Below are 21,153 nucleotides of genomic sequence, written 5' to 3' on the forward strand. Positions count from 1 at the left end.
CCCCCCGCGCCCCCCCCCCCCCCCCCCCCCCCCCCCCCCCTCTCCCCCCCCCCCCCGCCCCCCCCCCCCCCCCCCCCCCCCCCCCGCGGCCGTACGCCCCGTCGGTGGGCACGGCCCCGGCGCGGCACCATCCGTGTACGCCCCTTCACGTCCTGCCGTGAGCCGGTGATGCCTCCCCGCGCCCCCGTGGCGTCCGCCGGGGCACCGGCGCGTCGACGCCGGCGGGCGCGGGCCGACCCCCTTGACTTGGGGGGCGGGGCGCCCCGGACCGGTTCCGCCGTGTGTGCGCCCCGCGCCCGCCGGTTCGGAGAGGACGGCCTTGAAGGTTCTGACGCACAACGTGATGTTCCTGTCCTGGCTGACGCAGAAGAGCGAGGGCGACTGGAACAACGCGGCGCGCTCGCGGCTGATCGCCGAGTCCGCGTACGTCGCGGACCACGACGTGCTGGTCTTCCAGGAACTCTTCGACCCCGGCCCCTCCGAGGAACTGATGCAGGGCCTGGAGGACCGGGGGTACCGCCACCGCACGCCGGTGGTCGGGGTGGACGAGTCGGGCTGGGCCGCCACGCACGGCCGGCAGATCTCCCCGCTGCACGCCCGCGGCGGGGTCGCGATCGTCAGCAGGTGGCCCATCCTGCGGATGGAGCAGTACGTCTACGACGTGGCCTGCGGCTGGGACGCCGAGGCCGCCAAGGGCTTCGCCTACGCCGTACTGGAGGTCGCCGGCCGGCGCGTGCACGTGGTGGGCACCCACCTGCAGTCCGACGACGGCGCCTGCCTGACCGGCCAGGCGAGGATCATGCGCCGCTCCCAGCTGCGCGACATCGACGTCTTCCTGACGGACCGCCGCATCCCGGCGCACGAGCCGGTGATCGTCGCCGGGGACTTCAACACCGACCGCCACTCGCCCGACTTCCAGGACGTCCTGGGCTTCGGGAACCTCCACGAGGCGGGCCCCCGGACCGGCTGGAAGTACTCCTTCGACACCATCGCCAACGACGCCGCCCTGCACCGCCACCCGGCCGACCCCGCCGAGGACACGGACCACGTCCTGCTCCGCAAGGGCCACGCCCCGCCGTGCGACGCCTGGACGAGCGAGGTCCTGAAGACCGCCTCGCCGAGCTGGGAGGCGGGCGGCCGGGCCTTCACCGACTACAGCGACCACTACCCGGTGACCGCGGGCCGCTGAGCCCGGGCCGGCCCCCGGACGGCCGCCCGCGGACCGGCACGCCCGCCCGGCAAGCGCGAGCCGTCCGACAGGAGGAGCGGATATGAGCTACTCGGCACCACAGCAGTTCGGCGAACTCACCTTCGTCTTCAGCACCGGCGAGACCAGACCGCCCGAGGGCTACCACGCCCTGTGCAGCGTCATCCCCGACAACGCCCCGATGACCTGGGTGAGGGGGAGCACCGGCGGCTCGGCCGCGCTGGCCGAGCCCAAGCAGTGGCGCAAGGTCACCGACTCCGACGGGGTGCTGCGCGGCCTGGTGCCGGTGGCCCCTCCCGGGTACCGGGCGCTGAGCGCGCTGTGGTCCTCGGACACGGTCCACGGGCCCCATGACGTCCTGCGCGACCTCGGCGGCGCGGCCTTCGTCGCCCAGGGCGACCTGCGCTGCGTGAAGGAGGAGATCGGCGGACGCCCCTACGTGGCCGTCGGCGCCTGGCGCGGGCGCGGCGGCCTGGAGATCCCCGAGACCGTCCGCCCCGAGACGATCCCCGGCGGCACGGGCTGCCTGCTGACCCCCGGCATCGCGACCTGGATCTCCTACTTCGACGGCGACTACGAGGGGGAGGACCCCGGCGACGTCCACGTGCTGGACGTGCCGATGCGGCAGGTCCGGCAGGGGACGGCGAAGGGCCCGGCCGTCACGGACGGAGGCGACGTGCCCGAGCGGACCGAGCCGGTCGTCGACCGGGAGGTGGTCCTCCCGTGCACCGCCGTCCTCGACCGGGGCGCGTCCACGGAGTGGATCCTGCGCAACTCGCCGACGTACACGGTGCGGCGCAAGCGGTTCTACACCCGGGTCGCGGTCACCGACCTGCGGGAGGACCCGGGCCCGGGCACGGTCGGCGCCACCGTCCCGTGGGGGGTGGACGAGGCGCAGGCGCAGGCCTGCCGCGAAGCCGTCGGCCTGTCCGCGGGGTTCGAGGCGGGCGTCGAGATCGAGGGCTCCGGCGCCAGGGCGGGCGCCTCCCTCAGCCGCGAACTCGGCTACGACAGCACGCGTTTCGTCGCCGCCATGACCCCGGAGCGGCAGGAGGTCCGCGCCCCCGCACCGGGCCTGCACCTCACCGCGCTGTACGTCGAGAGCCACCGCATCGAGGTCGTCCGCAACGACCCGGACCACACGCTCCCCTCGGACCGGGCGGGCCTGACGTTCAACGCCCACGCGTCCTGGACGGCGCCCACCTACCCGCCGCGCCCGGCCCGCTGAGGGGCCGGCGCCCCGCGGCGGCCGGCCCCGCTGCGCACCGGCCGGTGCGCCCCGACCGCCGTTGTCACCGCGCCGTTGACTGTTCATCAGATCTTGCGAACTCGTGGTCGTCGGCTGGTTGGGCCGGCCGGGCGGTGGCTACGCTCGGCCGTGTCGTCCGATGGGGGGCGGCACCCGTCGCGTGCCGCACGCGCCCGGCCCTCGTGGCCCTCGGGCGTCGGAGCGGAGCACGCGCGGGCGGTTCCCACGGGAGTGGATCATGAGCTCTGTTGGTCGCAAGACCGTCGCGGTGATGGCCGCGGCCTTGGCCTCGCTGGGCGCGGGGAGCGCGGTCACCGCGTCCGCGGCCGCCTCGCCGGTCCCGCCGTGCAGCGGGGCGGAGTGCCCCAGCCTCAAGCCGACCAGGCTCTCGGCCAGTCAGGCGAGCCTGAACGTCACCCAGATGCAGCTGGAGAACATCCACGCGATGGCCTCGGACGCGGTGACCGGGGAGCCCATCCGAGGCGCCCGGATCGTGTTCGCCACCGTGGGCGGCCGGACGCTGGGCGCGGCCTACACCGACTACGACGGCATCGCGGCGATCACCGCCCCCGAGAACCTGGGCCCCGGCACCCTCCAGGAACTGCTGGGCGGCTACGAGGCCGCGATGGTCGGCGACGGCGTCCACGCCCCGGCCGGCGCCCACGGGGCCATCACCATCGGCACCGACCAGGGCCCCGGCGTCCCGGGCAACCCGTGTGCCGTGTGCAGCGACCGCGGGCTCAAGCAGGACGTGGTCCCGGTGGACTGGAGCCGGTAGGGGCGCGGGTGCGGCACCGGCCGATGCGGCCCCGGGCGTGAGCGCGCCCGGGGCCGCGGGACGACGAGAGGGCGGGACACCATGACGGAGCCGGACACCAGGACAGGGCCGGGCACCGTGACGGAGCCGGACACCAGGACAGAGCCGGACATCATGACAGGGCCGCACACCGTGACGGAGCGGCCGTCGCCGGTGAGTACGGACGCGATCTGGCGGCTCCCGGTGACGGTCTGCCGCATCACCGGGCTCCTGGGCGAGCGGACGGCCGGCGCCCTGCTGGAACGCGCCGTCGCGCTCGCCCGCGCCGGCGACGCGTTGCAGCCCTCCCTGATCGGGGACCGGGAGCTGGTCCCCGGCTTCCGCCGCTCCCGTTCGTGCCGGGAGTTCGCCGCGCCCGAACTGCTGGCGGCCATCGACGAGGTGCTGGAGGCGGTCGAGCACACCCTGGGCGTCTCCTGCCGCAACACCGAGCCCGACTACACCCTCAACGTGCACAACGACGGCGACTTCTACCGGCCGCACCAGGACACCAGCGCCGAGTTCTCCCCCCGGCGCCTGCTCACCTTCGTCTACTACCTGCACGGCACGCCCCGGCCGTTCGGCGGCGGCGCACTGCGCGTGTTCGACGCCGCCCTGCCGCTGTACGGCGGGACGACGGGCGAGTGGGAGAAGCGCACCTGGCGGGACTGGGAGCCCGAGCACGACAGCATCGTGTTCTTCCGCCCCACCGCCTGGCACGAGGTGCGCCCGGTGAGGTGCCCGTCCCGGCGGCCCGAGGACAGCCGCTTCGCCGTCAACGGCTGGCTGTGCAGCCCCGATCCGGCGCGCCGGGGGAGCGGGGCGCTCTGACGGGGCTGCGCCCTCAGTCCTTCAGCATCACCAGCGGCAGGCCGCCGTTGCTCCACGCGCCGCCTGTCTCGTCGACCTGGTAGCGGTCGGCCTCCAGGTCGGCGGCGAAGGCCTCCAGGAACTCCCGCAGGCCGGCGGCCTCGTAGCCGGCCCGCCAGCCCTCGTGCGACCAGTCGATGATCTGGCCGCGGCGCTGCGGGGCGGGCGGGTCCAGGTCGATGCAGATCACGTCGCCGTTGCCGATGCCGATGAAGGGGATCCACCCGGCGGACCAGGCGACGTCCCGGCGGATCACGCTGTCCTCCTCCCGCTCGTCCCAGGGCGGATCCCCGGCGTCGGCGGACCGCTCGCGCCAGTCGTCCACCATCGCGTCGAGCGAGTGGAGCTCGGTGTGCAGACCGATCAGGACCCCCGGCAGGCCGTCGTGGCAGCGGTAGGAGTCCCGGACGTCCGGCGGGAGTTCCACCCCCATCGCGGCCTCCGCCGCCCGGATCTGCTCGTCGGTGGCGCCGGGCGGCATCGCGGCCGCCAACCTCGGGGCGATCCGCCCGAGCACGGCCTCGATCCGCGCCCACAGCTGCCGCATCGGGAACTCCCCTCCGTTGTGACGAGGACCGGAACGTAGCACCCGTCACCGACAGTCGGTCGGCGGGCCCGGGCCCCGGGGCTGATTGTCGGAGCCTCCTGGTAGGAAGGGGCTGATCGTCAGCCGACCGACCGCCGACGCGTGGTCACCGAAGGAGGCCCGGATGCCCGTGGAGGACACCGCCGTGCGCGAGGACGTCATGACGGCCGGGGAGGGCCTGCGGATCTACCCCGACCCGGCGGACGTCTTCGTCGCCGACCAGGCCGAGCTGGCCCGGCACCTGCACCCGCTGGTCTCGATCGACCTGGCCCGGGTCAACCCCGCCTGGCAGGGGTGGATCCACCTGCTGAGCCCGCTGGAGCCGTCGGAGGGCCTCATCGGTGACCACACCTCGGCCTTCCACACGGGGCTCCAGGCCCCCAACTGGCTCGGCTTCACGCTGGAGGGCGACCGCTTCCGCCTGGCCGGCGACCTGCGCTACTTCGCCCGGGCGGCGGGCCCGGACGAAGTCCCCGACCCCTGGCCGGGGTTCCACGCCGGCCTCGCCGAGCACTGCGAACGCCAGGAGCGCAGCTACCGGGCGCACCGCGACAGCTTCCGCCGCGAGGGCAGGCTCGTCCTGCTCGGCGACGACGGCCTGCCGCACCCCGGCTGCACCGGCGAGATGGCCCTCCTGGACCAGCTCGGCGGCTACGCCGACTCCGCCGGCAACTGGATCGAGACCGACCTGTTCCCGCTCGACTACGACGGCGACCGCACCTGGCCCGTCGGCCCGTCCGGCCGCCGCTTCGAGTTCGTGGCGGCGGTGCCCGGCTGGCACTACCGCGGCAGCGGCGCCGACTGGATCATGCTGTTCTTCGAACCCGTCGACCGCCTCGCCCTGTTGACCTTCGACTGGAGCTGAGACGCAGCGATGCCAGCGGACGACCGACCGGGCGGCCGAGGCGGCCGAGGCGGCCAGAGCGGTCAAGGTGCGGCAGGCGCCCGAGCGGCGGCGCAGGACTTCTTCGACGCGATGCGCCGGTGGGAGGAGTGGATGGCCTCCTGCCGGCACGACACCACGGGCGACGAGCAACTGGCGGCGGTGAAGGCGGTGTTCGCCAGGCACCTGGCGGCCAGGGCGCTGGCCCGGCACCAGTCGCGCTACGACCTGCTGTGCTTCGGCACGCCGCCGGAGTTCGAGGCGCCGATCCTGCGCGTCGAACAGGAGACGCCGGGCAGGTGCTGGGTGTACGTGCCGGAAGGGTTGATCGGCGGCGAGGCCCGCTACGCGATGGTGCGCGAGGGCGGTGCGTGGAAGGCCGCGTTCAAGGAGACCGACGTCGCCCTGACGGGCCGGTGGAGGAGGTGGCCGGATCTCTGACACCCGACCGGATCTCTGACACCCGACCGGGCCGGCCGCTCCCGGCCGCTCAGGCGCGGCAGCGCAGCAGTTCCAGCGGCGGGTTGGCGAGGAGGTCGGCCCAGAAGTCCTCGCCGAACTCGCGTAGGCCGGCCTCGGACACCTGTAGCGGGACCCACTCGGCCTCGCTGAACCCGGCCGCCCGCAGGCACTGCTCGTAGACCTCGCGGCGCGGGGCCGCGCCCACGATGCTGATCGGCTGCGGGTCGAGGAGGGCCGTGATCCGCACCCGCGGCCCCGTCTCGCTCTCCTCGCCGGTCGGTTCGCAGCGGAACCCGTACGTGTCCAGGGACGGGCAGTCGAACCGGTAGTCGGGCTTCTGGGTGAGCACGAAGAACTCCCCGCCCGGCACCAGGCCCCGGTGGATGTTGCGGCACATCCGCTCCATCGCCGCGACGTCCTCGGCGTAGTTGAGGCACTGCACTCCCAGCGCGATGTCGAAGCGCCGGTCGAGGGGCCGCAGTTCGGCCACGTCGCCGACCTCGTAGCGCACACCCAGCGGGTCGCGCTGCTCGATCCTGCGCGCGGCGGTGACCATCTCGGCGGAGATGTCGACGCCGAGGACGTCCGTGGCGCCGCGCCGCTTGAACTCCCTGCTGTAGAAGCCGGTGCCGCACGCCAGGTCGAGGACCGACCGGCCGTCCACGTCCCCGACCAGGCCCAGGAAGCTCGGCACCTCCCCGTAGCGGATCAACGGCAGGGACTTGAACCCCTCGAACGCCTCGCCGATCCCGTCGTACTGCTGCACGCCCACGTGCCGCCCCTCCTGTGTGCCGCCCGCCGGGTCGCGGCCGTGGCGGAAAGTCTCCTCCGCCCCGCCGGGCCGCCGTACTGGCAGATGGCACAAAGAAGTTGGCCGGTGGATCGGGGGCGAACCCTCCTATCGCCCAACACCGCTCTTCGGGGACGGGGAAACGCCGTCGAAGGGCCATTCGAGTGACGTCCCGCGTCCTCGCGTGTCCGAACGGCCACACTGGCAGCGCTGAGGAAGCCCGCCGTTCAAAGGAGACGAGTCCGTGAAGAGCCTCGGAAGGACGCTGGTCACCGTCGGTGCCGCTGCGGTTCTGTGCATCGCAGTCCCGGCCAACGCCCAAGCCGCGGAGGGGACTTTCACCTACATCAGCAACAACCAGGAGCACACGCTGGAGAACCCCGAGGGCGACCGGTGCTACGACCTCGGCCGCCGCGTCACCGAGCTGTACAACGACACCGACGCGGAGGCGACCGTCTACCTCGGCGCCGGCTGCCGGGACGAGATCAAGACCATCAGGTCGGGTGGTTCGAGCACCCAGAGCGGCATCGGCTCGGTCAGTTTCACCGACGACGAGTAGCCGGCGCACCCGGCGGCGGGGCGGCCCGTCCGTCCGACGTGATCGTGAAGGGCTCGGACCAGTTGCCGGAATCACCGGACAGGACGACCCGGTAGTCGTCTCCAGGGGGGACGTCCGGCACGGTCACCTCCATCCGTCCCAGCAGGATGTCGAAGTCACGGGCGAGGACCCGGTCGAGGAGGGTGACGCCGCCCGCGCGCAAGGCGATGGACCCCGTGCGGTTGGTGATCTGCGCCGGCGGATCCGAGACGTCCCAGGTGACTTCGACCCGCTCGCCGACCCGCCAGACCGCCCCCGCACGAGGGGAGAGAACGCGCGGCACGTAGACGTCGCGCCGGGACGTGCGCTCGGCGGAGTGGGCGGCCACCGCCGGACCGGTGGCCTGTGCCTGTGCCGGCACCGTGGCGAGCAGGCTCGGCATGGCGGCGGCGGCCAGTGCCACCACGCCCAGGACGGGTCCGTTCCAGATCCTCATGGCCTCAGTGTCTTGGTTCGGCCCGGAGTGAGCGCACGGACGGGCGCCGCTTCCCTCGATCGGGGGAACGGCCGTCGGTGACGGACGGCCCGTGAGGGGGGCGTGGCGCGAGGTCCGAGGGCGGCAAGCGGCCCGTCAGCCGCGTGACGGGGCGTGCGGTGCGGGCGCCACGGCCCCTTTCCCGGTGCAGGTCGGTCGCCTACGGTGGGTCACCCCGAAGACGAGGAACGGAGGTTCCCTGTGGCGGACGAGGTGACGACGCAGTACCGCAGCTACGCCTGGAAGGACGAGCACGGCGTCAAGTACGTGGCCGCCTACCCGGGCGACGAGGAGGCCGACGAGGAGCGCAAGGCAGAGCTGCGGGCGTTGGGCGCCCGCGTGTCGGCGGACCTGGTGGCCGAACAGGAGGCCGAGCGGGAAGCCCAGCGGGAAGCCCAGCGGCCGAGGGCCGGGCGGGTGGCCGGGCGTGCAGGGCCGGCGCTGCGGCTGATCCGTGGTGAAGGCTCGTCCTGAGTACGTGACCGGGCCCGGGGGGGGGGGGGGGGCCGGGAGGGGGGGGGGGGGGGGGGGGGGGGGGGGGGGGGGGGGGGGGGGACGCCGCCCCCCCCCCCGCCCCGTTCCGTCGCCCGCCCGTTCCGTTCTGTCCCCCCGATCGGGTTGGATGGTCGGATGAGCGAGGAGAAGAGCGCCGTACCGGCGTGGGAGCAGCGGTTCAGGGCAGCACGGGTGTCACTCCCCGACTGGGCCGAGGACGCCCCCGACCGGGCGCTGTACGTGTCCAACGCGACCGGCACCTACGAGGTCTACGCCTGGGACCGGGTCACCGGCACCCACCGGCAGGTCACCGACCGGCCGAACGGCACCACCGACGCCGAGCTGTCCCCCGACGGCGCCTGGGTGTGGTGGTTCGACGACCACGACGGGGACGAGTTCGGCGTCTGGCGCCGCCAGCCCTTCGCCGGCGGGCCCGCGGACCGCAGCGCCGGCACCCCCGACGAGGAGGCCGTGCCCGGCCTCGCCCCCTCCTACTCGGCCGGCCTGGCGCTCGGCCGCGACGGCACGGTGGTCGTCGGACGTTCCACCGACGAGGACGGCACCACCCTGCACCTGCGCCGCCCCGGAGCGGCCGAGGCCGTCGAGATCTACCGGCACGCGGAGTACGGCGGCGTCGGCGACCTCAGCTACGACGGCACGCTGCTCGCCATCGACCACACCGAGCACGGCGACGCGATGCACTCCGCGATCCGGATCGTCCGCCTCTCGGACGGCACGAGTGGCACGAGCGGCACGACGGGCGAGCCCGCCGAACCCGTCGAAACCGTCGCCGAACTCGACGAGGTGACCGGTCGGGACGAGCCGCGCGGCGTCGCCTGCCTCGGCTTCGCCCCGGTCGACGGCGACACCCGGCTGTTGGTGGCCCACCAGCGCACCGGCCGCTGGGAGCCGATGATCTGGGACGTCGCCACCGGCGCCGAGACCGCACTGCCGCTGCGCGACGAGCAGGGGCGCGAGCTGCCCGGCGACGTCTCCGCGCAGTGGTGCCCCGGCGCCGAGGCGCTGCTCGTCGAGCACGAGTACGAGGCGCGCAGCGAACTGTTCTCGTACACGCTCGCCGACGGTCGGCTGACCCGGCTGGACATCCCGCGCGGCACCGTCGGCGGCGCCACCGCCCGCCCGGACGGCACCGTCGAGTACCTGTGGTCCTCCGCCGCCGAGCCCTCCGCCGTCCGCTCCACCGCCGGGACGGTCGTGCTGCGGGCGCCCGGCGCGGTGCCGCCCGGCTCCGTCCCGGTCGAGGACATCTGGGTGGACGGGCCCGGCGGGCGGGTGCACGCCCTGGTGCAGCGTCCGGCCGGGGCGGGCGAGGGGCCCTTCCCGACCGTGTTCGAGATCCACGGCGGCCCCACCCACCACGACAGCGACTCCTTCGCCGCCGGCCCGGCCGCCTGGCTGGACCACGGCTTCGCGGTGGTCCGGGTCAACTACCGCGGCTCCACCGGCTACGGCCAGGCCTGGACCGACGCCCTGCACGAGCGGGTCGGCCTGATCGAGCTGGAGGACATCGCGGCCGTCCGGGAGTGGGCGGTCGCCAGCGGCCTCGCCGACCCGCGCCGGCTGGTGCTCACCGGCGGCAGCTGGGGCGGCTACCTGACCCTGCTGGGCATCGGCGTCCAGCCGGACAGCTGGACGCTGGGCGTCGCCGCCGTGCCCGTCGCGGACTACCACGCCGCGTACGCCGACGAGATGGAAGCGCTCAAGTCGCTGGACCGCACCCTCTTCGGGGGCACCCCGGAGGAGGTCCCGGAGCGCTTCACCGCCTCCTCGCCGCTCAGCTACGTCGAGCAGGTGCGGGTGCCGGTCTACATCAGCGCCGGGGTCAACGACCCGCGCTGCCCGATCCGGCAGATCGAGAACTACGTCGGGCGGCTGGAGCAGCTGGGCAAGCCGCACGAGGTCTACCGGTACGACGCCGGGCACGGGTCGCTGGTGGTGGAGGAGCGGATCAAGCAGCTGCGGCTGGAGATCGACTTCGTCCGGCGGCACCTCGCCGCGGCGTCGGAGGCCGAGGCCGTGGCCGTAACCGAGACCGGGACCGAGGCCGGCAACGGGGAGACGGTGTGAGGCGTCTGCTGACGCTCGCGGGGGTGGCGGTGGCCGGGGCCCTGGTGCTCACCGGCTGCTCGGGCGGGCACGGCGCCGAGGCCGCCTGCCCGCCCCCGGCCGGCCCCACGCCGACCACGGCCGCGCCAACCGCACCGGCCGCACCAACCGCCACCGCGACCCGCGCGAGCGCAGCGGGGCCGAACGCGCCGGGGCCGGGGCCCGCCGTCGCCCGGGCGGCGTACGCGCCTGCGGCGGGCGAGGACGCGGTCCAGCTCGCCAGGGGATCCAGCGGGTCGAAGGGCTCGTCCGGCTCGAAGGGCTCCGGCTCCAAGGGGACGAAGACCGGGCGCACCGTGCACCACCACATCGACCGCTACGACTCGAACGACGACGTGAGCGGCGGCCACGGCCGGTGCCACGACGAGCCGGCGTTCACCGAGTCGCCGACGCCGGTGCCGTCCTCCCCGACGGCGCCCGGTAAGCCGACGACCGCACCGGTCGTCCCGGCCCTGCCGTCCGCTCCCTCCGTCCCCGGCAAGCCAACCCGCTGAGGCGGGCCGGCCGAGCAGGGGCTGGCCGAGCAGGGGCCAGCCGAGCGGGGGCGGGCCGGCCGAGCAGGGGCGCCGAACCGCGGAGGTCAGTCCAGGACCGGGTCCAGTCCGAGGGCCCGGTCCTGCTCCGCCTCCCCCTCGCGGCGCACCAGGCGGAACCACATGAAGATGACGAAGCCCCCGAAGACGAACCACTCCAGGGTGTAGCCGAGGTTCTGGAACGCCCGCAGGGTGAGCCCGTCGCCGCCCTGCGGCTGGACCGTCGGCACCGGGGTCAGCCCGGCCGGCACCGCGTCGGCGGCGACCCAGCCGTCGTACCAGCCGTCGTACGCGAGCGCGTTGAGCAGCGCCGCCCGGTTGACCGTGCCGAGCTGACCGGCCGGCAGACCGCCCGCCACGGCGCCGTTGCTGCCACTGGACTCACCGGCCTGCAACCGCCCGGTGACGGTCACCTGGCCGGGAGGCGGCGGCGCGGCCGCGGACGCGCCCTCGGCGGGCGCACCGGGCGCCCAGCCGCGGACCACGGCGGCGAACCGGCCGTCGGCGGTGCGCAGCGGGGTGAGCACGTAGTAGCCCTGCTTGCCGTCGACCATCCGGTTCGGGACGAGGAGCTGATGCTCCGCGTCGTAGCTGCCGGTCACGGTGACGGGCTTGCCGACGGTCTCGGTGGTCACCTGCGGGGTGGCCTGGTTGAGCAGGTCGTCGATCGGCCGCACATCACTCGAAGCGGTGACGGTCTGCTTGGTCTCCTGGTGCGACGAGAACCGGTCCTCGAACCGGCCGAGCTGCCAGGAGCCCAGCCAGACGCACACCGCCACGGCCGCGACGGCCAGCGCGGTGCCGCCGAGCCAGCGCGGAGTCAGGAGGAACCGGTACACACCCCCACGGTAACCACTCCTCACACCCGTCCCGGCCGCAGGGGTCCGCCATCGGCCGCTCCGGACCGGCTGGTCGCCCGTCCGACCCTGCCCGCCCGGCCCCGACCGCCTCCCCTGACCGCCCGCCGCCGGACCGCCCCCTGACCGCCGCCGGACCGCGAAACCCGTCAGCCCGCCGGGGGCGTGTCCGACGGCTGCGACGCCGGTGCGCCCACCGCCTGGACGCCGCCGCGGTACAGGGTGCCGGCGCAGGCCACGGGGAAGGTGGCGGTGGCAACGGCAGGGCTGCCGGGGGCGGGGGTGTGGGCGATGGTGGCGGTGGCCGGCGCGGTGGTGGGGTTGCCGGTCGGGGTGGCGGTGGGGCTGGGGGCGTTGGTGGGCCCGGCGCTGGGGGACGAGCTGGCCTGGGGGTTGGTGCTGGGGACCGCCGAGGCGTCCGAGGCCGCCGGGGCGGCACCGGTGGCGGCGGCGGGTGCCTGGGAGGCCCCGGCGGCCTGGTTGGCGCCGCCCTGGCTGGTGGGGCCGGTGGTGGCGGTGCTGCCGCCGGAGGTAGGGCAGGTCCGGTCGGGGATCCAGTCGAACGACACCCGGTAGCCGGCCTGCGGGGCGAGGACGGGGGGCTCCGCGTCCATCGCGGGCAGGTCGCCGGCCGGGTCGCCGGCGGCGTGGTCGGCGGTGCGCACGCGGCTGCGGTCGATCCCGCTCACCGCCGTGACGGCGACGGCGCCGGGGCCGCCGAGCCGGCAGCTGCGGCCGGAGACGTTGTACACGGTGAACGAGCCGTGGATCCGGCCGTCGGCGTCGGCCGGGCCGACCTGTGCGCCGCCCTGGCCGAGGTCCGCCCGGGTGCAGAGCGGGGTGATCGGGCTGTCGCCGGTACTGGCGGCGGGGGCGGCCGGGGCGGTGGTGCCATCGGCGCGGGTGGTGCTGGCGCCGGGGCTGGGTGAGGCGGTGGGGGTGCCGGAGGGTGACGCGGTGTCGCCGGTGCCGCTGGGGCCGGGCCGCGAGGACGTGCCGGTGCCGGGGGCGCCGCCGGTCCTGGTGCCGGTCGGTGCGACGGGGGCCGGGCTGCTGGCGTCGGCCGAGCCGGGGCCGCCGGACAGGCCCAGGTGCTCACCGTCGTGCAGGGCGGGCAGGGCGACGGCGACGGCGAGGGCGAGGGCGACGGCGCCGGTCCAGGCTCCGCGCCGGGCGGCCCGGCGGCGGGGTACGGCGTACCGGATCCGCGGCAGGCCGCCGGGTTCGGGCTGGATGCCGGCGACGGCGCCGCGCATCAGGTCGCGGACGCTTCGTTCCTCGGCGGAGAGCCCGTCGCCCTCACCGTCCGAGGGCCACCGCCCGGCGCCGTCAGCCATGCCCGGCCTCCATCTGGGTGCGCAGGGCGGCGAGTCCGCGCGAGCCGTAGGCCTTCACCGATCCGAGCGAGATGCCGAGGGTCTCGGCGACCTGCGCCTCCGTCATGTCCACGAAGTAACGCAGCACCAGAACCTCCCGCTGACGGCGTTGCAGACCACGCAGCGCGGCCTTCAACTGGTCGCGCTCCAGCGCATCGTAAGCGCCTTCTTCTGCACTGGCCATGTCAGGCATGGGCTTGGGCAGCAGGCGCAGGCCGAGGATCCGTCGGCGCAGGGTCGAGCGGGACAGGTTGACGACGGTCTGCCGCAGGTAGGCCAGGGTCTTCTCGGGCTCGCGGACCCGGCGCCGGGCGGCGTGCACCCGGATGAACGCCTCCTGGACGACGTCCTCGCAGGTCGAGAGGTCGTCCAGGAGCAGCGCGGCGAGCCGCAGCAGGGAGCCGTAGTGGGCCTGGTAGGTCTCGGTGAGCAGGTCCTCGCTGGTACCCGCGTCGGTACCGGCACCGGAGCCCGCCGCACCGGGTGCGACCGCGGTCATCTGGTCGTCTTCCGGCCTACTCGCCGGCCACGGGGCGCGCGAGGGGAAGGCCACCACGGCTCTCGCCGGGATGCCCGCCCCTGCTCCCACCATCACGTTCGCCACGCCCGTTGGACACTCGATCCCCTGTCATGGTTGCCCAGCCCGGGGGCCATTCTTCCGCATCGGCGGAAGAGGCCTCCAGGGGATTCCATCGGGATTCCGGACAGATTGTGTCGAGGAGCGGACACGTCCTCCCCGGATCGGGGGCCGCGCGGGCCCGGGAGCGGGCGGCTCCAGGCCTTCCCGGGCCATCTCCCAGGCCTCCTACCAGGCCTCTTCCTGCGCCCTCTCCCAGGCCTCTTCCCGCGTCTCTCCCGGGCTTCCTGCCAGGCCTCTTCCCGCGCCTTCTCCTACGCCGCTCCCGGCGCGCCTTCCTGCGTCACCGTCAGCTCACCCGCCACCAGCTCCGCGATCTGCAGCAGGTTGAGCGCCGCACCCTTGCGCAGGTTGTCGCCGCAGAGGAAGAGGTCGAGCGCGGCCGGCTCGTCGAGGGCCCGGCGCACCCGTCCGACCCAGACCGGGTCCGTCCCGACCACGTCGTTCGGCGTGGGGAACTCGCCGGCCGCCGGATCGTCGTACAGCACGACCCCGGGGGCGTCGCGGAGGATCTGCTGCGCGTGCTCCTGGGTGACCTCGCGTTCGAAGAGCGCGTGCACGGCCAGCGCGTGGGTGCGGACGACCGGGATGCGGACGCAGGTCGCGGAGACCTTGAGGGCGGGCAGGCCGAGGATCTTGCGGGCCTCGGCACGGATGCCGACCTCCTCGGAGGACCAGCCGCCGTCCACCAGGGAGCCGGTCCAGGGCACCGCGTTGAGCGCGAGCGGGGCGGCGAACGGCCCGTGGTCGGCGATCACCGCGCGCAGGTCGCCGGCCTGTCGGCCGACCTCGGTGCCGGCCACCAGGGCGGTCTGCTCGCGCAGCGCCGCCTCGCCGATCCGGCCCTCGCCGGAGGCGGCCTGGTAGGAGGCGACGACGAGTTGAACGAGCCCGTACTCGGCGTGCAGGGCGCCGACGGCCGCGATCATCGCGAGGGTGGTGCTGGCGGGGCTGGCGACGATGCCGCGGGCGCGCAGCCGCAGCGCGGCCGCGTTGACCTCGGGGACGACCAGCGGCACGTCCTCGGCGGTGCGGAAGGCGGCGGAGTCGTCGACCACCACGACGCCCTTGGCGGCCGCGATCGGCGCCCACTGGGCGGAGACCTCGTCGGGGACGGCGAACACGGCGACGTCGATCCCCTCGAAGGCCTCCTCGGCCAGCGGGACGACCTCGACCGGCACCCCGCGCACGACCGGCTTGCGGCCGGCCGAACGCGGGGAGGCGACGAGTCGGATCTCGCCCCAGACGTCCTGGCGCAGGGAGAGCAGGCCGAGCAGCACCTCGCCGACCGCGCCGGTGGCGCCGACGACGGCGAGGTTCGGCCGCCGGGTCATCGCCCGGTGCCTCCGTAGACGACGGCCTCGTCCGTCTCGCTGTCCAGTCCGAAGGCGCTGTGCACGGCGCGGACGGCCTCCGGCACGTCCTCGGCGCGGGTGACGACCGAGATGCGGATCTCCGAGGTGGAGATCAGCTCGATGTTGACGCCCGCGGCGGACAGCGCCTCGAAGAAGGCCGCCGTGACACCCGGGTTGGAGCGCATGCCCGCGCCGACCAGGGAGATCTTGCCGATCGCGTCGTCGTAGCGCAGCGACTCGTAGCCGATGCCCTCCTTGACCCGGCCGAGCGCGTCGATGGCCTTCTGGCCCTCCGCCTTGGGCAGGGTGAAGGAGATGTCGGTCAGCCCGGTCGACGCGGCGGAGACGTTCTGCACCACCATGTCGATGTTGACCTCGGCGTCCGCGATGGCGCGGAAGATGCGGGCCGCCTCGCCCGGCTTGTCGGGCACGCCGACGACCGTGACCTTGGCCTCGGACGTGTCGTGGGCGACTCCGGAGATGATGGCCTGCTCCATCTCGCCCCCTTCGGGCTTGTGCGGGTTCTCGTTGCTGACGATCGTCCCGGGAAGACCCGAGAAGGACGAGCGTACGTGAATCGGGATGTTGTAGCGCCGGGCGTACTCCACGCAGCGGTCGAGCAGCACCTTGGAGCCGGACGACGCCAGCTCCAGCATGTCCTCGTACGCGATCCAGTCGATCTTGCGGGCCTTCGCCACCACGCGCGGGTCGGCGGTGAACACGCCGTCCACGTCGGTGTAGATCTCGCAGACCTCGGCCTTGAGCGCGGCGGCGAGGGCGACGGCGGTGGTGTCCGAGCCGCCGCGGCCCAGCGTGGTGATGTCCTTGCTGGTCTGCGACACGCCCTGGAAGCCGGCCACGATCGCGATGTTGCCCTCGTCCAGGGCGGTGCGGATGCGACCAGGCGTCACGTCGATGATGCGCGCCTTGTTGTGGACGGAGTCGGTGATGACGCCGGCCTGGCTGCCCGTGAAGGACTGCGCCTCGTGCCCCAGCGATTTGATCGCCATGGCCAGCAGCGCCATGGAGATGCGCTCTCCAGCGGTCAGCAGCATGTCGAACTCACGGCCGGCAGGAAGCGGTGACACCTGCTCCGCGAGTTCGATGAGCTCGTCCGTCGTGTCGCCCATTGCGGACACCACGACGACGACCTCATGGCCGGCCTTCTTGGCATCAACGATTCGGCGGGCAACGCGCTTGATGCCTTCGGCATCCGCAACGGATGAGCCGCCGTACTTCTGCACGACAAGGCCCACGTGCGCTCCTCGACTTGTGTCGTCTTCCGGGGGCACCAGGCCCCCGCACCCCCGGGGAAAAGGGGCTGTGCGGTCGGCGCCAGTCTACCGAGCAGGGGTGCCACAACCGGCGCTTTCCATATGATGAGACGCCCGTTTCAGCAGGTGGTCGGCGAAACGGGCGGCACCACCGGCAGGTCTGCGGGCAATTCGCCACCGCCCCGAAGAATCGGCGGATCAACGGACGGTGATCCGGCGGGATTTCTTTTCCGCGCGGAATGCTGAGGCATTCGTCACAATCAGCCGACGACCGGCCGATGCCCGGCAGATGCCGGGCCGACGACCGCCGGGGGGCGCACCGAAAACCGGCGCGCGCCGGGGGCGACGTTCGGGCGTGCCGGAATCGCGCGGACGTGCCGGAATGGCACGGGCAGCGGAGGGCGGCGCTACCGCCCGAGGCCCAGCTCCGCCGCCATCAGGTCGCCGGCCTGCTGCTCCAGCTGCTCGTCGGTGAGCCCGTCGTCGTCGGTGTCGGCGCCGTCCGGCACCGCGCCGATCGGACTGTCCAGCCGGACGTGCGCGATCAGCGACTGCAGCGCCCGCAGCACCGCCGTGCAGGTCGTGCCCCAGTTGGAGAGGTACGAGAACTGCCACCACCACAGCGCCTCGCTGACCCGGCCCTCGCGGTAGTGGGTCAGCCCGTGCTGCAGCTCGCCGACCACGCCGGCCAGGTCGTCCGAGATCCGGAAGGCGTTCGGCTTCTCCGGCGGGCCGTACGGGTCGAAGACCTCGTGGTAGACGTCGATCGGCGCGAGCAGCTCGGCCAGTCGCTCGCGCAGCTGCTCGCCGTCCGGCTCCGGCCCCGCGTCGGGCTCGAAGCGGTCCTCCGGGACGACGTCCTCGATGGCGCCCAGCCGGCCACCGGCCAGCAGCACCTGCGAGACCTCCAGGAGCAGCAGCGAGACCGCGCTGCCCGGCTCGTCGCCCTTGGCGACCTCGGTGACGGCGAGCACGAAGCTCTCCACCGAGTCGGCGATCTGCACGGCGAAGTCGTCCGGCTCCGAACCGTGCGCGTGGATGTGCGGGGTGTGGCTCTGCGGCTCCCCGTGCGGCTGTCCGGGGGCCGGCTGGTGGGCCTGCCCGTGGGACGGCTGGTGGGGCGTGTGGGGCTGCTGGTCGAGCGTCCGGTCAGACATCGAGAAGTCGTCTCCCTTCGAAGGCGCGACCGAGGGTGACCTCGTCCGCGTACTCCAGATCCCCGCCGACGGGCAGGCCGCTCGCCAGCCGGGTCACCTTCAGGCCCATCGGCTTGCAGAGCCGGGCCAGATAGGTGGCGGTCGCCTCCCCCTCCAGGTTGGGGTCGGTGGCCAGGATCAGCTCGGTGACCGTGCCGTCCGCGAGGCGCGCCAGCAGCTCGCGGATCCGCAGGTCGTCCGGGCCGACGCCCTCGATGGGGCTGATCGCGCCGCCCAGCACGTGGTAGCGGCCGCGGAACTCGCGGGTGCGCTCGATGGCGACGACGTCCTTGGACTCCTCGACCACGCAGATGACTCCGAGGTCGCGGCGCGGGTCCAGGCAGACCCGGCACCGTTCGGCCTCCGCGACGTTGCCGCAGACCGCGCAGAACCGGACCTTGTCCTTGACCTCCAGCAGCGCGTGCGCGAGGCGGCGCACGTCGGTCGGGTCGGACTGCAGGATGTGGAAGGCGATCCGCTGGGCGCTCTTGGGCCCGACGCCGGGCAGCCTGCCCAGTTCGTCGATCAGGTCCTGAACCACGCCCTCGTACAACGTCGCGCCTTCCCTCGGATGGTCGGTGGTGCTCCGGTGCCATCATCCAACGAATCGGGCGCCGGACACACCGCCCGACGCCCGACTCCCACATAAATCACATGGGTCCGTTGTCTGAACTTCAGAACTTCAGGACCTCAGACCTGCCTGGTCGGAGCCCCCGTCCGGGAGCTCCCCCAGGTCAGAACGGCAGACCGGGGATGCCCCCACCCAGGCCCTGGGTCAGCGGGCCCATGCGCTCGGCCTGCATCTTCTGCGCCGACTGGTTGGCGTCCCGCACGGCCGCCAGGACCAGGTCGGCCAGGGTCTCGGTGTCCTCCGGGTCGACGGCCGCCGGGGCGATGGTCAGCGCCACCAGCTCACCGGCACCGGTCACCGTGGCCTCGACCAGGCCACCGCCCGCCGAACCGCTCACCTTCGTCTCCGCCAGCTCCTGCTGCGCCTGCGCGAGATCCTGCTGCATCTTCTGCGCCTGCTTCAGCAGCTGCTGCATGTTGGGCTGGCCACCACCGGGGAACACGGCTCACTCCTCGCTTCGTGCTTGCTGTCCTGCGTCGCCGTCCTGCCTGCGGTCACGTCCGCTTGCAGTCCCGCTCGCGTCGTCACGGCCGAGCCTACGTGCTGCCGGGGCGGGCCGTCGCTCAGTTGCCGCGGTGGTGGATCTCCTCCAGAACCGTCGCGCCCAGCTCCCGGATGATCAGCTCCTGACCGGAGAACGCCTCCTCGTTGAGGTCCGGGTCGTCCTCCTCCGGGATGTCGTCCTCCGGCGCCACCGCGCGCACCGGACGGGCCGGCGGCGCGGCCACCGGCGGCGGGGCCTGGACCGGCGCGGGCGCCGGGGCGGCCTGCACCTGCGGGGACGGCTGCGACCGGACCGGCGCGGGCACCGGAGCCGGAGCCGGCACCGGCGGCGCGGCGGCCGCCGGACGGGCCGGGGCCCCCCAGCCGCCACCGCTCGGGGCGGCACCGCCCAGGCCACCGCCACCGATGGCCGTACCGCCACCGAGGGAACCGCCCCCGGACGGGTCGACGATGCACTCGATCCGCCAGTCCACACCCAGCGCGTCGGTCAGCGCCTGGCGCAGCACGTCGTCGCTGTTGCTGCCGACGAAGCTGTCCCGGGCGCCCGCGTTGATGAAGGACACCTGGAGCACGCTGCCGTCGAACCCGGCCACCTGGCCGTTCTGGCTGAGCAGGATCCAGGTGAAGCGGCGGCGGTTCTTCACCGCCTCCAGAATCTGCGGCCACAGCTGCCGGACCTGCGCCGCGCCCTGTTGCGCGGCGGCCGACGCCGGCTCGGCGGGCTGCCCGGCCGGGGCGGGCGCGGGCGCCGCGGGGGCGGGGGCGGACACCGGGGCCTCGACGGCCTCGGCGGCCTGGGCCGGCGGCTGCGGCGCGGGGGCCGCGGCCGGGGCCCCGCCCGCCGGCGGGAAGCTGCGCGGGATCGGCCAGGCACCCGGCGCGGGCCCGGCGGGCGCCGCGGGGGCTGCCGGTGCTGCCGGTGCGACTGGCGCAATCGGTACAGGAGCCGTCGCAGGGGCCGTCGCGACCGGCGCGGCCTGCACCGGGGCGGCCTCCGCCACCGGCGCCGGCGCCGGAACGGGCGCGGCCATGGGCGCCGCCACCGGCACCCCCACCGCCATCGGCGCGGCGAACCCGCCGGCCGCCGCCCGGCGCTCCAGCTTGTCCAGCCGCGCCTGCAACGACAGCTCGTCGCTGTACGCGCCCGGCAGCATCACCCGGGCGCAGATCAGCTCCAGCTGCAACCTCGGCGCCGCGTTGCCGCGCATCTCGGTCAGCCCGGTGTTGACGATGTCCGCCGCCCGGCTCAGCTCCGCCGAGCCGAACGCGTCCGCCTGCGCCTGCATGATCGCGACCCGGTCCGCCGGGGCGTCGATCAGCCCCTTCTCCCCCGCCTCCGGCACGGTGGCCAGGATCACCAGGTCGCGCAGCCGCTCCAGCAGGTCGGCGACGAAACGGCGCGGGTCGTGCCCGCCCTCGACCACCCGGTCGATCACCTGGAACACCGTCGCCCCGTCGTGCGCGGCGAAGGCGTCCACCACCTCGTCCAGCAGCGCCGAATCGGTGTACCCGAGCAGCGAGGTCGCCATCTGGTACGTCACGCCGCCCTCGGCGGCGCCGGCCAGCAACTGGTCCATGACCGACATCGAGTCACGCACCGACCCGGCCCCGGCCCGGACCACCAGCGGGAACACCGAGTCCTCGACCTGGATGCCCTCCCGGCCGCAGACCTCCGCCAGGTAGTCGCGCAGCGTGCCCGGCGGGACCAGCCGGAACGGGTAGTGGTGCGTCCGGGACCGGATCGTCCCGATCACCTTCTCCGGCTCCGTGGTCGCGAAGATGAACTTGAGGTGCTCCGGAGGCTCCTCGACCACCTTGAGCAGCGCGTTGAACCCGGCCGAGGTCACCATGTGCGCCTCGTCCAGGATGAAGATCTTGTAGCGGCTGTGGACCGGCGCGAAGAACGCCCGCTCCCGCAGCTCGCGCGCGTCGTCCACACCACCGTGCGAGGCCGCGTCGATCTCGATCACGTCGATCGAGCCGGGCCCGCCGGTCGCGAGGTCGCGACAGGACTGGCACTCCCCGCAGGGCGTCGGCGTCGGCCCCTGTTCACAGTTCAGACAGCGGGCCAGGATGCGCGCACTCGTCGTCTTCCCGCAGCCGCGCGGCCCGCTGAACAGGTACGCGTGGTTGACCCTGTTGTTACGCAGGGCCTGCTGGAGCGGAGCGGTCACGTGCTCCTGCCCGATGACCTCCGCGAAGGTCTCGGGGCGGTAGCGGCGGTACAGGGCTAGGGACACACCCCCGACGAT

22 protein-coding genes are annotated in these 21,153 nt (G+C 74.1%); 10 read left to right on the top strand and 12 right to left on the bottom strand.

The annotated features are described in order from the left end of the window. The first annotated feature begins 319 nt into the window (after positions 1-319). The 4 genes from AC07BF_RS07585 to AC07BF_RS07600 all read left to right on the top strand — a co-directional run bounded on the left by AC07BF_RS07585 (position 320) and on the right by AC07BF_RS07600 (position 4,083). On the top strand, positions 320-1,189 hold the full coding sequence (locus AC07BF_RS07585; protein WP_363632450.1) for a sphingomyelin phosphodiesterase: 870 nt from the start codon (positions 320-322) through the stop codon (positions 1,187-1,189). An 82-nt stretch (positions 1,190-1,271) separates the two neighbouring features. Further along, complete coding sequence (locus AC07BF_RS07590; protein ID WP_478333070.1) at positions 1,272-2,435, top strand: hypothetical protein; 1,164 nt, start codon at positions 1,272-1,274, stop codon at positions 2,433-2,435. 259 nt (positions 2,436-2,694) lie between these two features. Next, a complete protein-coding gene (locus tag AC07BF_RS07595) occupies positions 2,695-3,234 on the top strand; it encodes a hypothetical protein (RefSeq protein WP_478333071.1) in 540 nt (179 codons plus the stop codon). Positions 3,235-3,315: 81 nt separating this feature from the next. Further along, positions 3,316-4,083 carry a 2OG-Fe(II) oxygenase gene (locus AC07BF_RS07600; protein ID WP_400810407.1) on the top strand — a complete coding sequence of 256 codons (768 nt, stop codon included), beginning with the start codon at positions 3,316-3,318 and terminating at the stop codon, positions 4,081-4,083. A gap of 13 nt (positions 4,084-4,096) precedes the next feature. Here AC07BF_RS07600 and AC07BF_RS07605 read toward each other — a convergent pair whose 3' ends face one another. Next, positions 4,097-4,669, bottom strand: a complete 573-nt coding sequence (locus AC07BF_RS07605) for an SMI1/KNR4 family protein (protein WP_363587829.1) — start codon at positions 4,667-4,669, stop codon at positions 4,097-4,099. Between the two features lie 163 nt (positions 4,670-4,832). Between AC07BF_RS07605 and AC07BF_RS07610 the strand changes: the two genes are divergently transcribed. Together AC07BF_RS07610 and AC07BF_RS07615 are read left to right on the top strand one after the other, a co-directional pair. Next, positions 4,833-5,573: a hypothetical protein gene (locus AC07BF_RS07610; RefSeq protein WP_478333072.1), complete on the top strand. Its 741-nt coding sequence runs from the start codon at positions 4,833-4,835 to the stop codon at positions 5,571-5,573. 9 nt (positions 5,574-5,582) lie between these two features. After that, positions 5,583-6,032 (top strand): hypothetical protein, encoded by a 450-nt coding sequence (locus AC07BF_RS07615; RefSeq protein WP_400986825.1) that lies wholly within the window; start codon positions 5,583-5,585, stop codon positions 6,030-6,032. Between the two features lie 49 nt (positions 6,033-6,081). Here AC07BF_RS07615 and AC07BF_RS07620 read toward each other — a convergent pair whose 3' ends face one another. Further along, positions 6,082-6,825: a class I SAM-dependent methyltransferase gene (locus tag AC07BF_RS07620; RefSeq protein ID WP_478333073.1), complete on the bottom strand. Its 744-nt coding sequence runs from the start codon at positions 6,823-6,825 to the stop codon at positions 6,082-6,084. Between the two features lie 262 nt (positions 6,826-7,087). Here AC07BF_RS07620 and AC07BF_RS07625 point away from each other — a divergent pair, with 262 nt between their 5' ends. Further along, positions 7,088-7,402: a hypothetical protein gene (locus AC07BF_RS07625; protein ID WP_363587821.1), complete on the top strand. Its 315-nt coding sequence runs from the start codon at positions 7,088-7,090 to the stop codon at positions 7,400-7,402. Here the strand turns inward: AC07BF_RS07625 and AC07BF_RS07630 are convergent. Further along, positions 7,386-7,877 (bottom strand): GPI anchored serine-threonine rich family protein, encoded by a 492-nt coding sequence (locus tag AC07BF_RS07630; protein ID WP_363587819.1) that lies wholly within the window; start codon positions 7,875-7,877, stop codon positions 7,386-7,388. The genes AC07BF_RS07625 and AC07BF_RS07630 overlap by 17 nt on opposite strands. A 240-nt stretch (positions 7,878-8,117) precedes the next feature. Here AC07BF_RS07630 and AC07BF_RS07635 point away from each other — a divergent pair, with 240 nt between their 5' ends. The 3 genes from AC07BF_RS07635 to AC07BF_RS07645 all read left to right on the top strand — a co-directional run bounded on the left by AC07BF_RS07635 (position 8,118) and on the right by AC07BF_RS07645 (position 11,032). After that, positions 8,118-8,390 (top strand): hypothetical protein, encoded by a 273-nt coding sequence (locus AC07BF_RS07635; RefSeq protein WP_478333074.1) that lies wholly within the window; start codon positions 8,118-8,120, stop codon positions 8,388-8,390. Positions 8,391-8,546: 156 nt separating this feature from the next. Next, positions 8,547-10,499 carry a S9 family peptidase gene (locus tag AC07BF_RS07640; RefSeq protein WP_478333075.1) on the top strand — a complete coding sequence of 651 codons (1,953 nt, stop codon included), beginning with the start codon at positions 8,547-8,549 and terminating at the stop codon, positions 10,497-10,499. Beyond that, positions 10,496-11,032 carry a hypothetical protein gene (locus AC07BF_RS07645; protein ID WP_478333076.1) on the top strand — a complete coding sequence of 179 codons (537 nt, stop codon included), beginning with the start codon at positions 10,496-10,498 and terminating at the stop codon, positions 11,030-11,032. Before AC07BF_RS07640 ends, AC07BF_RS07645 begins: the two co-directional genes overlap by 4 nt. A gap of 86 nt (positions 11,033-11,118) precedes the next feature. Here AC07BF_RS07645 and AC07BF_RS07650 read toward each other — a convergent pair whose 3' ends face one another. From AC07BF_RS07650 to AC07BF_RS07690, 9 genes are all read right to left on the bottom strand, one after another. Continuing rightward, positions 11,119-11,910 (bottom strand): SURF1 family protein, encoded by a 792-nt coding sequence (locus tag AC07BF_RS07650; protein WP_363579720.1) that lies wholly within the window; start codon positions 11,908-11,910, stop codon positions 11,119-11,121. Positions 11,911-12,077: 167 nt separating this feature from the next. Next, positions 12,078-13,265: a hypothetical protein gene (locus AC07BF_RS07655; protein ID WP_478333077.1), complete on the bottom strand. Its 1,188-nt coding sequence runs from the start codon at positions 13,263-13,265 to the stop codon at positions 12,078-12,080. Beyond that, positions 13,258-13,803 (bottom strand): SigE family RNA polymerase sigma factor, encoded by a 546-nt coding sequence (locus AC07BF_RS07660; protein WP_063348653.1) that lies wholly within the window; start codon positions 13,801-13,803, stop codon positions 13,258-13,260. Before AC07BF_RS07660 ends, AC07BF_RS07655 begins: the two co-directional genes overlap by 8 nt. 392 nt (positions 13,804-14,195) lie before the next feature. Beyond that, positions 14,196-15,275 (bottom strand): aspartate-semialdehyde dehydrogenase, encoded by a 1,080-nt coding sequence (locus tag AC07BF_RS07665; RefSeq protein WP_363579723.1) that lies wholly within the window; start codon positions 15,273-15,275, stop codon positions 14,196-14,198. After that, on the bottom strand, positions 15,272-16,552 hold the full coding sequence (locus AC07BF_RS07670) for an aspartate kinase (RefSeq protein ID WP_063348651.1): 1,281 nt from the start codon (positions 16,550-16,552) through the stop codon (positions 15,272-15,274). Before AC07BF_RS07670 ends, AC07BF_RS07665 begins: the two co-directional genes overlap by 4 nt. Positions 16,553-16,977: 425 nt before the next feature. Next, on the bottom strand, positions 16,978-17,727 hold the full coding sequence (locus AC07BF_RS07675) for a DUF5063 domain-containing protein (protein ID WP_363579724.1): 750 nt from the start codon (positions 17,725-17,727) through the stop codon (positions 16,978-16,980). Continuing rightward, on the bottom strand, positions 17,720-18,319 hold the full coding sequence (gene recR / locus AC07BF_RS07680) for a recombination mediator RecR (RefSeq protein WP_363579725.1): 600 nt from the start codon (positions 18,317-18,319) through the stop codon (positions 17,720-17,722). The genes AC07BF_RS07675 and recR overlap by 8 nt, the downstream gene beginning before the upstream one ends. A gap of 181 nt (positions 18,320-18,500) precedes the next feature. Beyond that, on the bottom strand, positions 18,501-18,839 hold the full coding sequence (locus tag AC07BF_RS07685; protein WP_063348649.1) for a YbaB/EbfC family nucleoid-associated protein: 339 nt from the start codon (positions 18,837-18,839) through the stop codon (positions 18,501-18,503). Between the two features lie 121 nt (positions 18,840-18,960). Continuing rightward, a complete protein-coding gene (locus AC07BF_RS07690; RefSeq protein ID WP_478333078.1) occupies positions 18,961-21,141 on the bottom strand; it encodes a DNA polymerase III subunit gamma and tau in 2,181 nt (726 codons plus the stop codon). Positions 21,142-21,153 lie beyond the last annotated feature (12 nt).

It is taken from the genome of Kitasatospora sp. NPDC043950 (genome assembly GCF_056435345.1).

What these genes read in the sequence shown, in the direction of transcription:
- AC07BF_RS07655 (WP_478333077.1), bottom strand. Translation starts at nt 13,265, where the DNA reads ATGGCTGACGGCGCCGGGCGGTGGCCCTCGGACGGTGAGGGCGACGGG.
- AC07BF_RS07595 (WP_478333071.1), top strand. Translation starts at nt 2,695, where the DNA reads ATGAGCTCTGTTGGTCGCAAGACCGTCGCGGTGATGGCCGCGGCCTTG.
- AC07BF_RS07605 (WP_363587829.1), bottom strand. Translation starts at nt 4,669, where the DNA reads ATGCGGCAGCTGTGGGCGCGGATCGAGGCCGTGCTCGGGCGGATCGCC.
- AC07BF_RS07610 (WP_478333072.1), top strand. Translation starts at nt 4,833, where the DNA reads ATGCCCGTGGAGGACACCGCCGTGCGCGAGGACGTCATGACGGCCGGG.
- AC07BF_RS07640 (WP_478333075.1), top strand. Translation starts at nt 8,547, where the DNA reads ATGAGCGAGGAGAAGAGCGCCGTACCGGCGTGGGAGCAGCGGTTCAGG.
- AC07BF_RS07665 (WP_363579723.1), bottom strand. Translation starts at nt 15,275, where the DNA reads ATGACCCGGCGGCCGAACCTCGCCGTCGTCGGCGCCACCGGCGCGGTC.
- AC07BF_RS07600 (WP_400810407.1), top strand. Translation starts at nt 3,316, where the DNA reads ATGACGGAGCCGGACACCAGGACAGGGCCGGGCACCGTGACGGAGCCG.
- AC07BF_RS07630 (WP_363587819.1), bottom strand. Translation starts at nt 7,877, where the DNA reads ATGAGGATCTGGAACGGACCCGTCCTGGGCGTGGTGGCACTGGCCGCC.
- AC07BF_RS07615 (WP_400986825.1), top strand. Translation starts at nt 5,583, where the DNA reads ATGCCAGCGGACGACCGACCGGGCGGCCGAGGCGGCCGAGGCGGCCAG.
- AC07BF_RS07675 (WP_363579724.1), bottom strand. Translation starts at nt 17,727, where the DNA reads ATGTCTGACCGGACGCTCGACCAGCAGCCCCACACGCCCCACCAGCCG.
- AC07BF_RS07660 (WP_063348653.1), bottom strand. Translation starts at nt 13,803, where the DNA reads ATGACCGCGGTCGCACCCGGTGCGGCGGGCTCCGGTGCCGGTACCGAC.
- AC07BF_RS07590 (WP_478333070.1), top strand. Translation starts at nt 1,272, where the DNA reads ATGAGCTACTCGGCACCACAGCAGTTCGGCGAACTCACCTTCGTCTTC.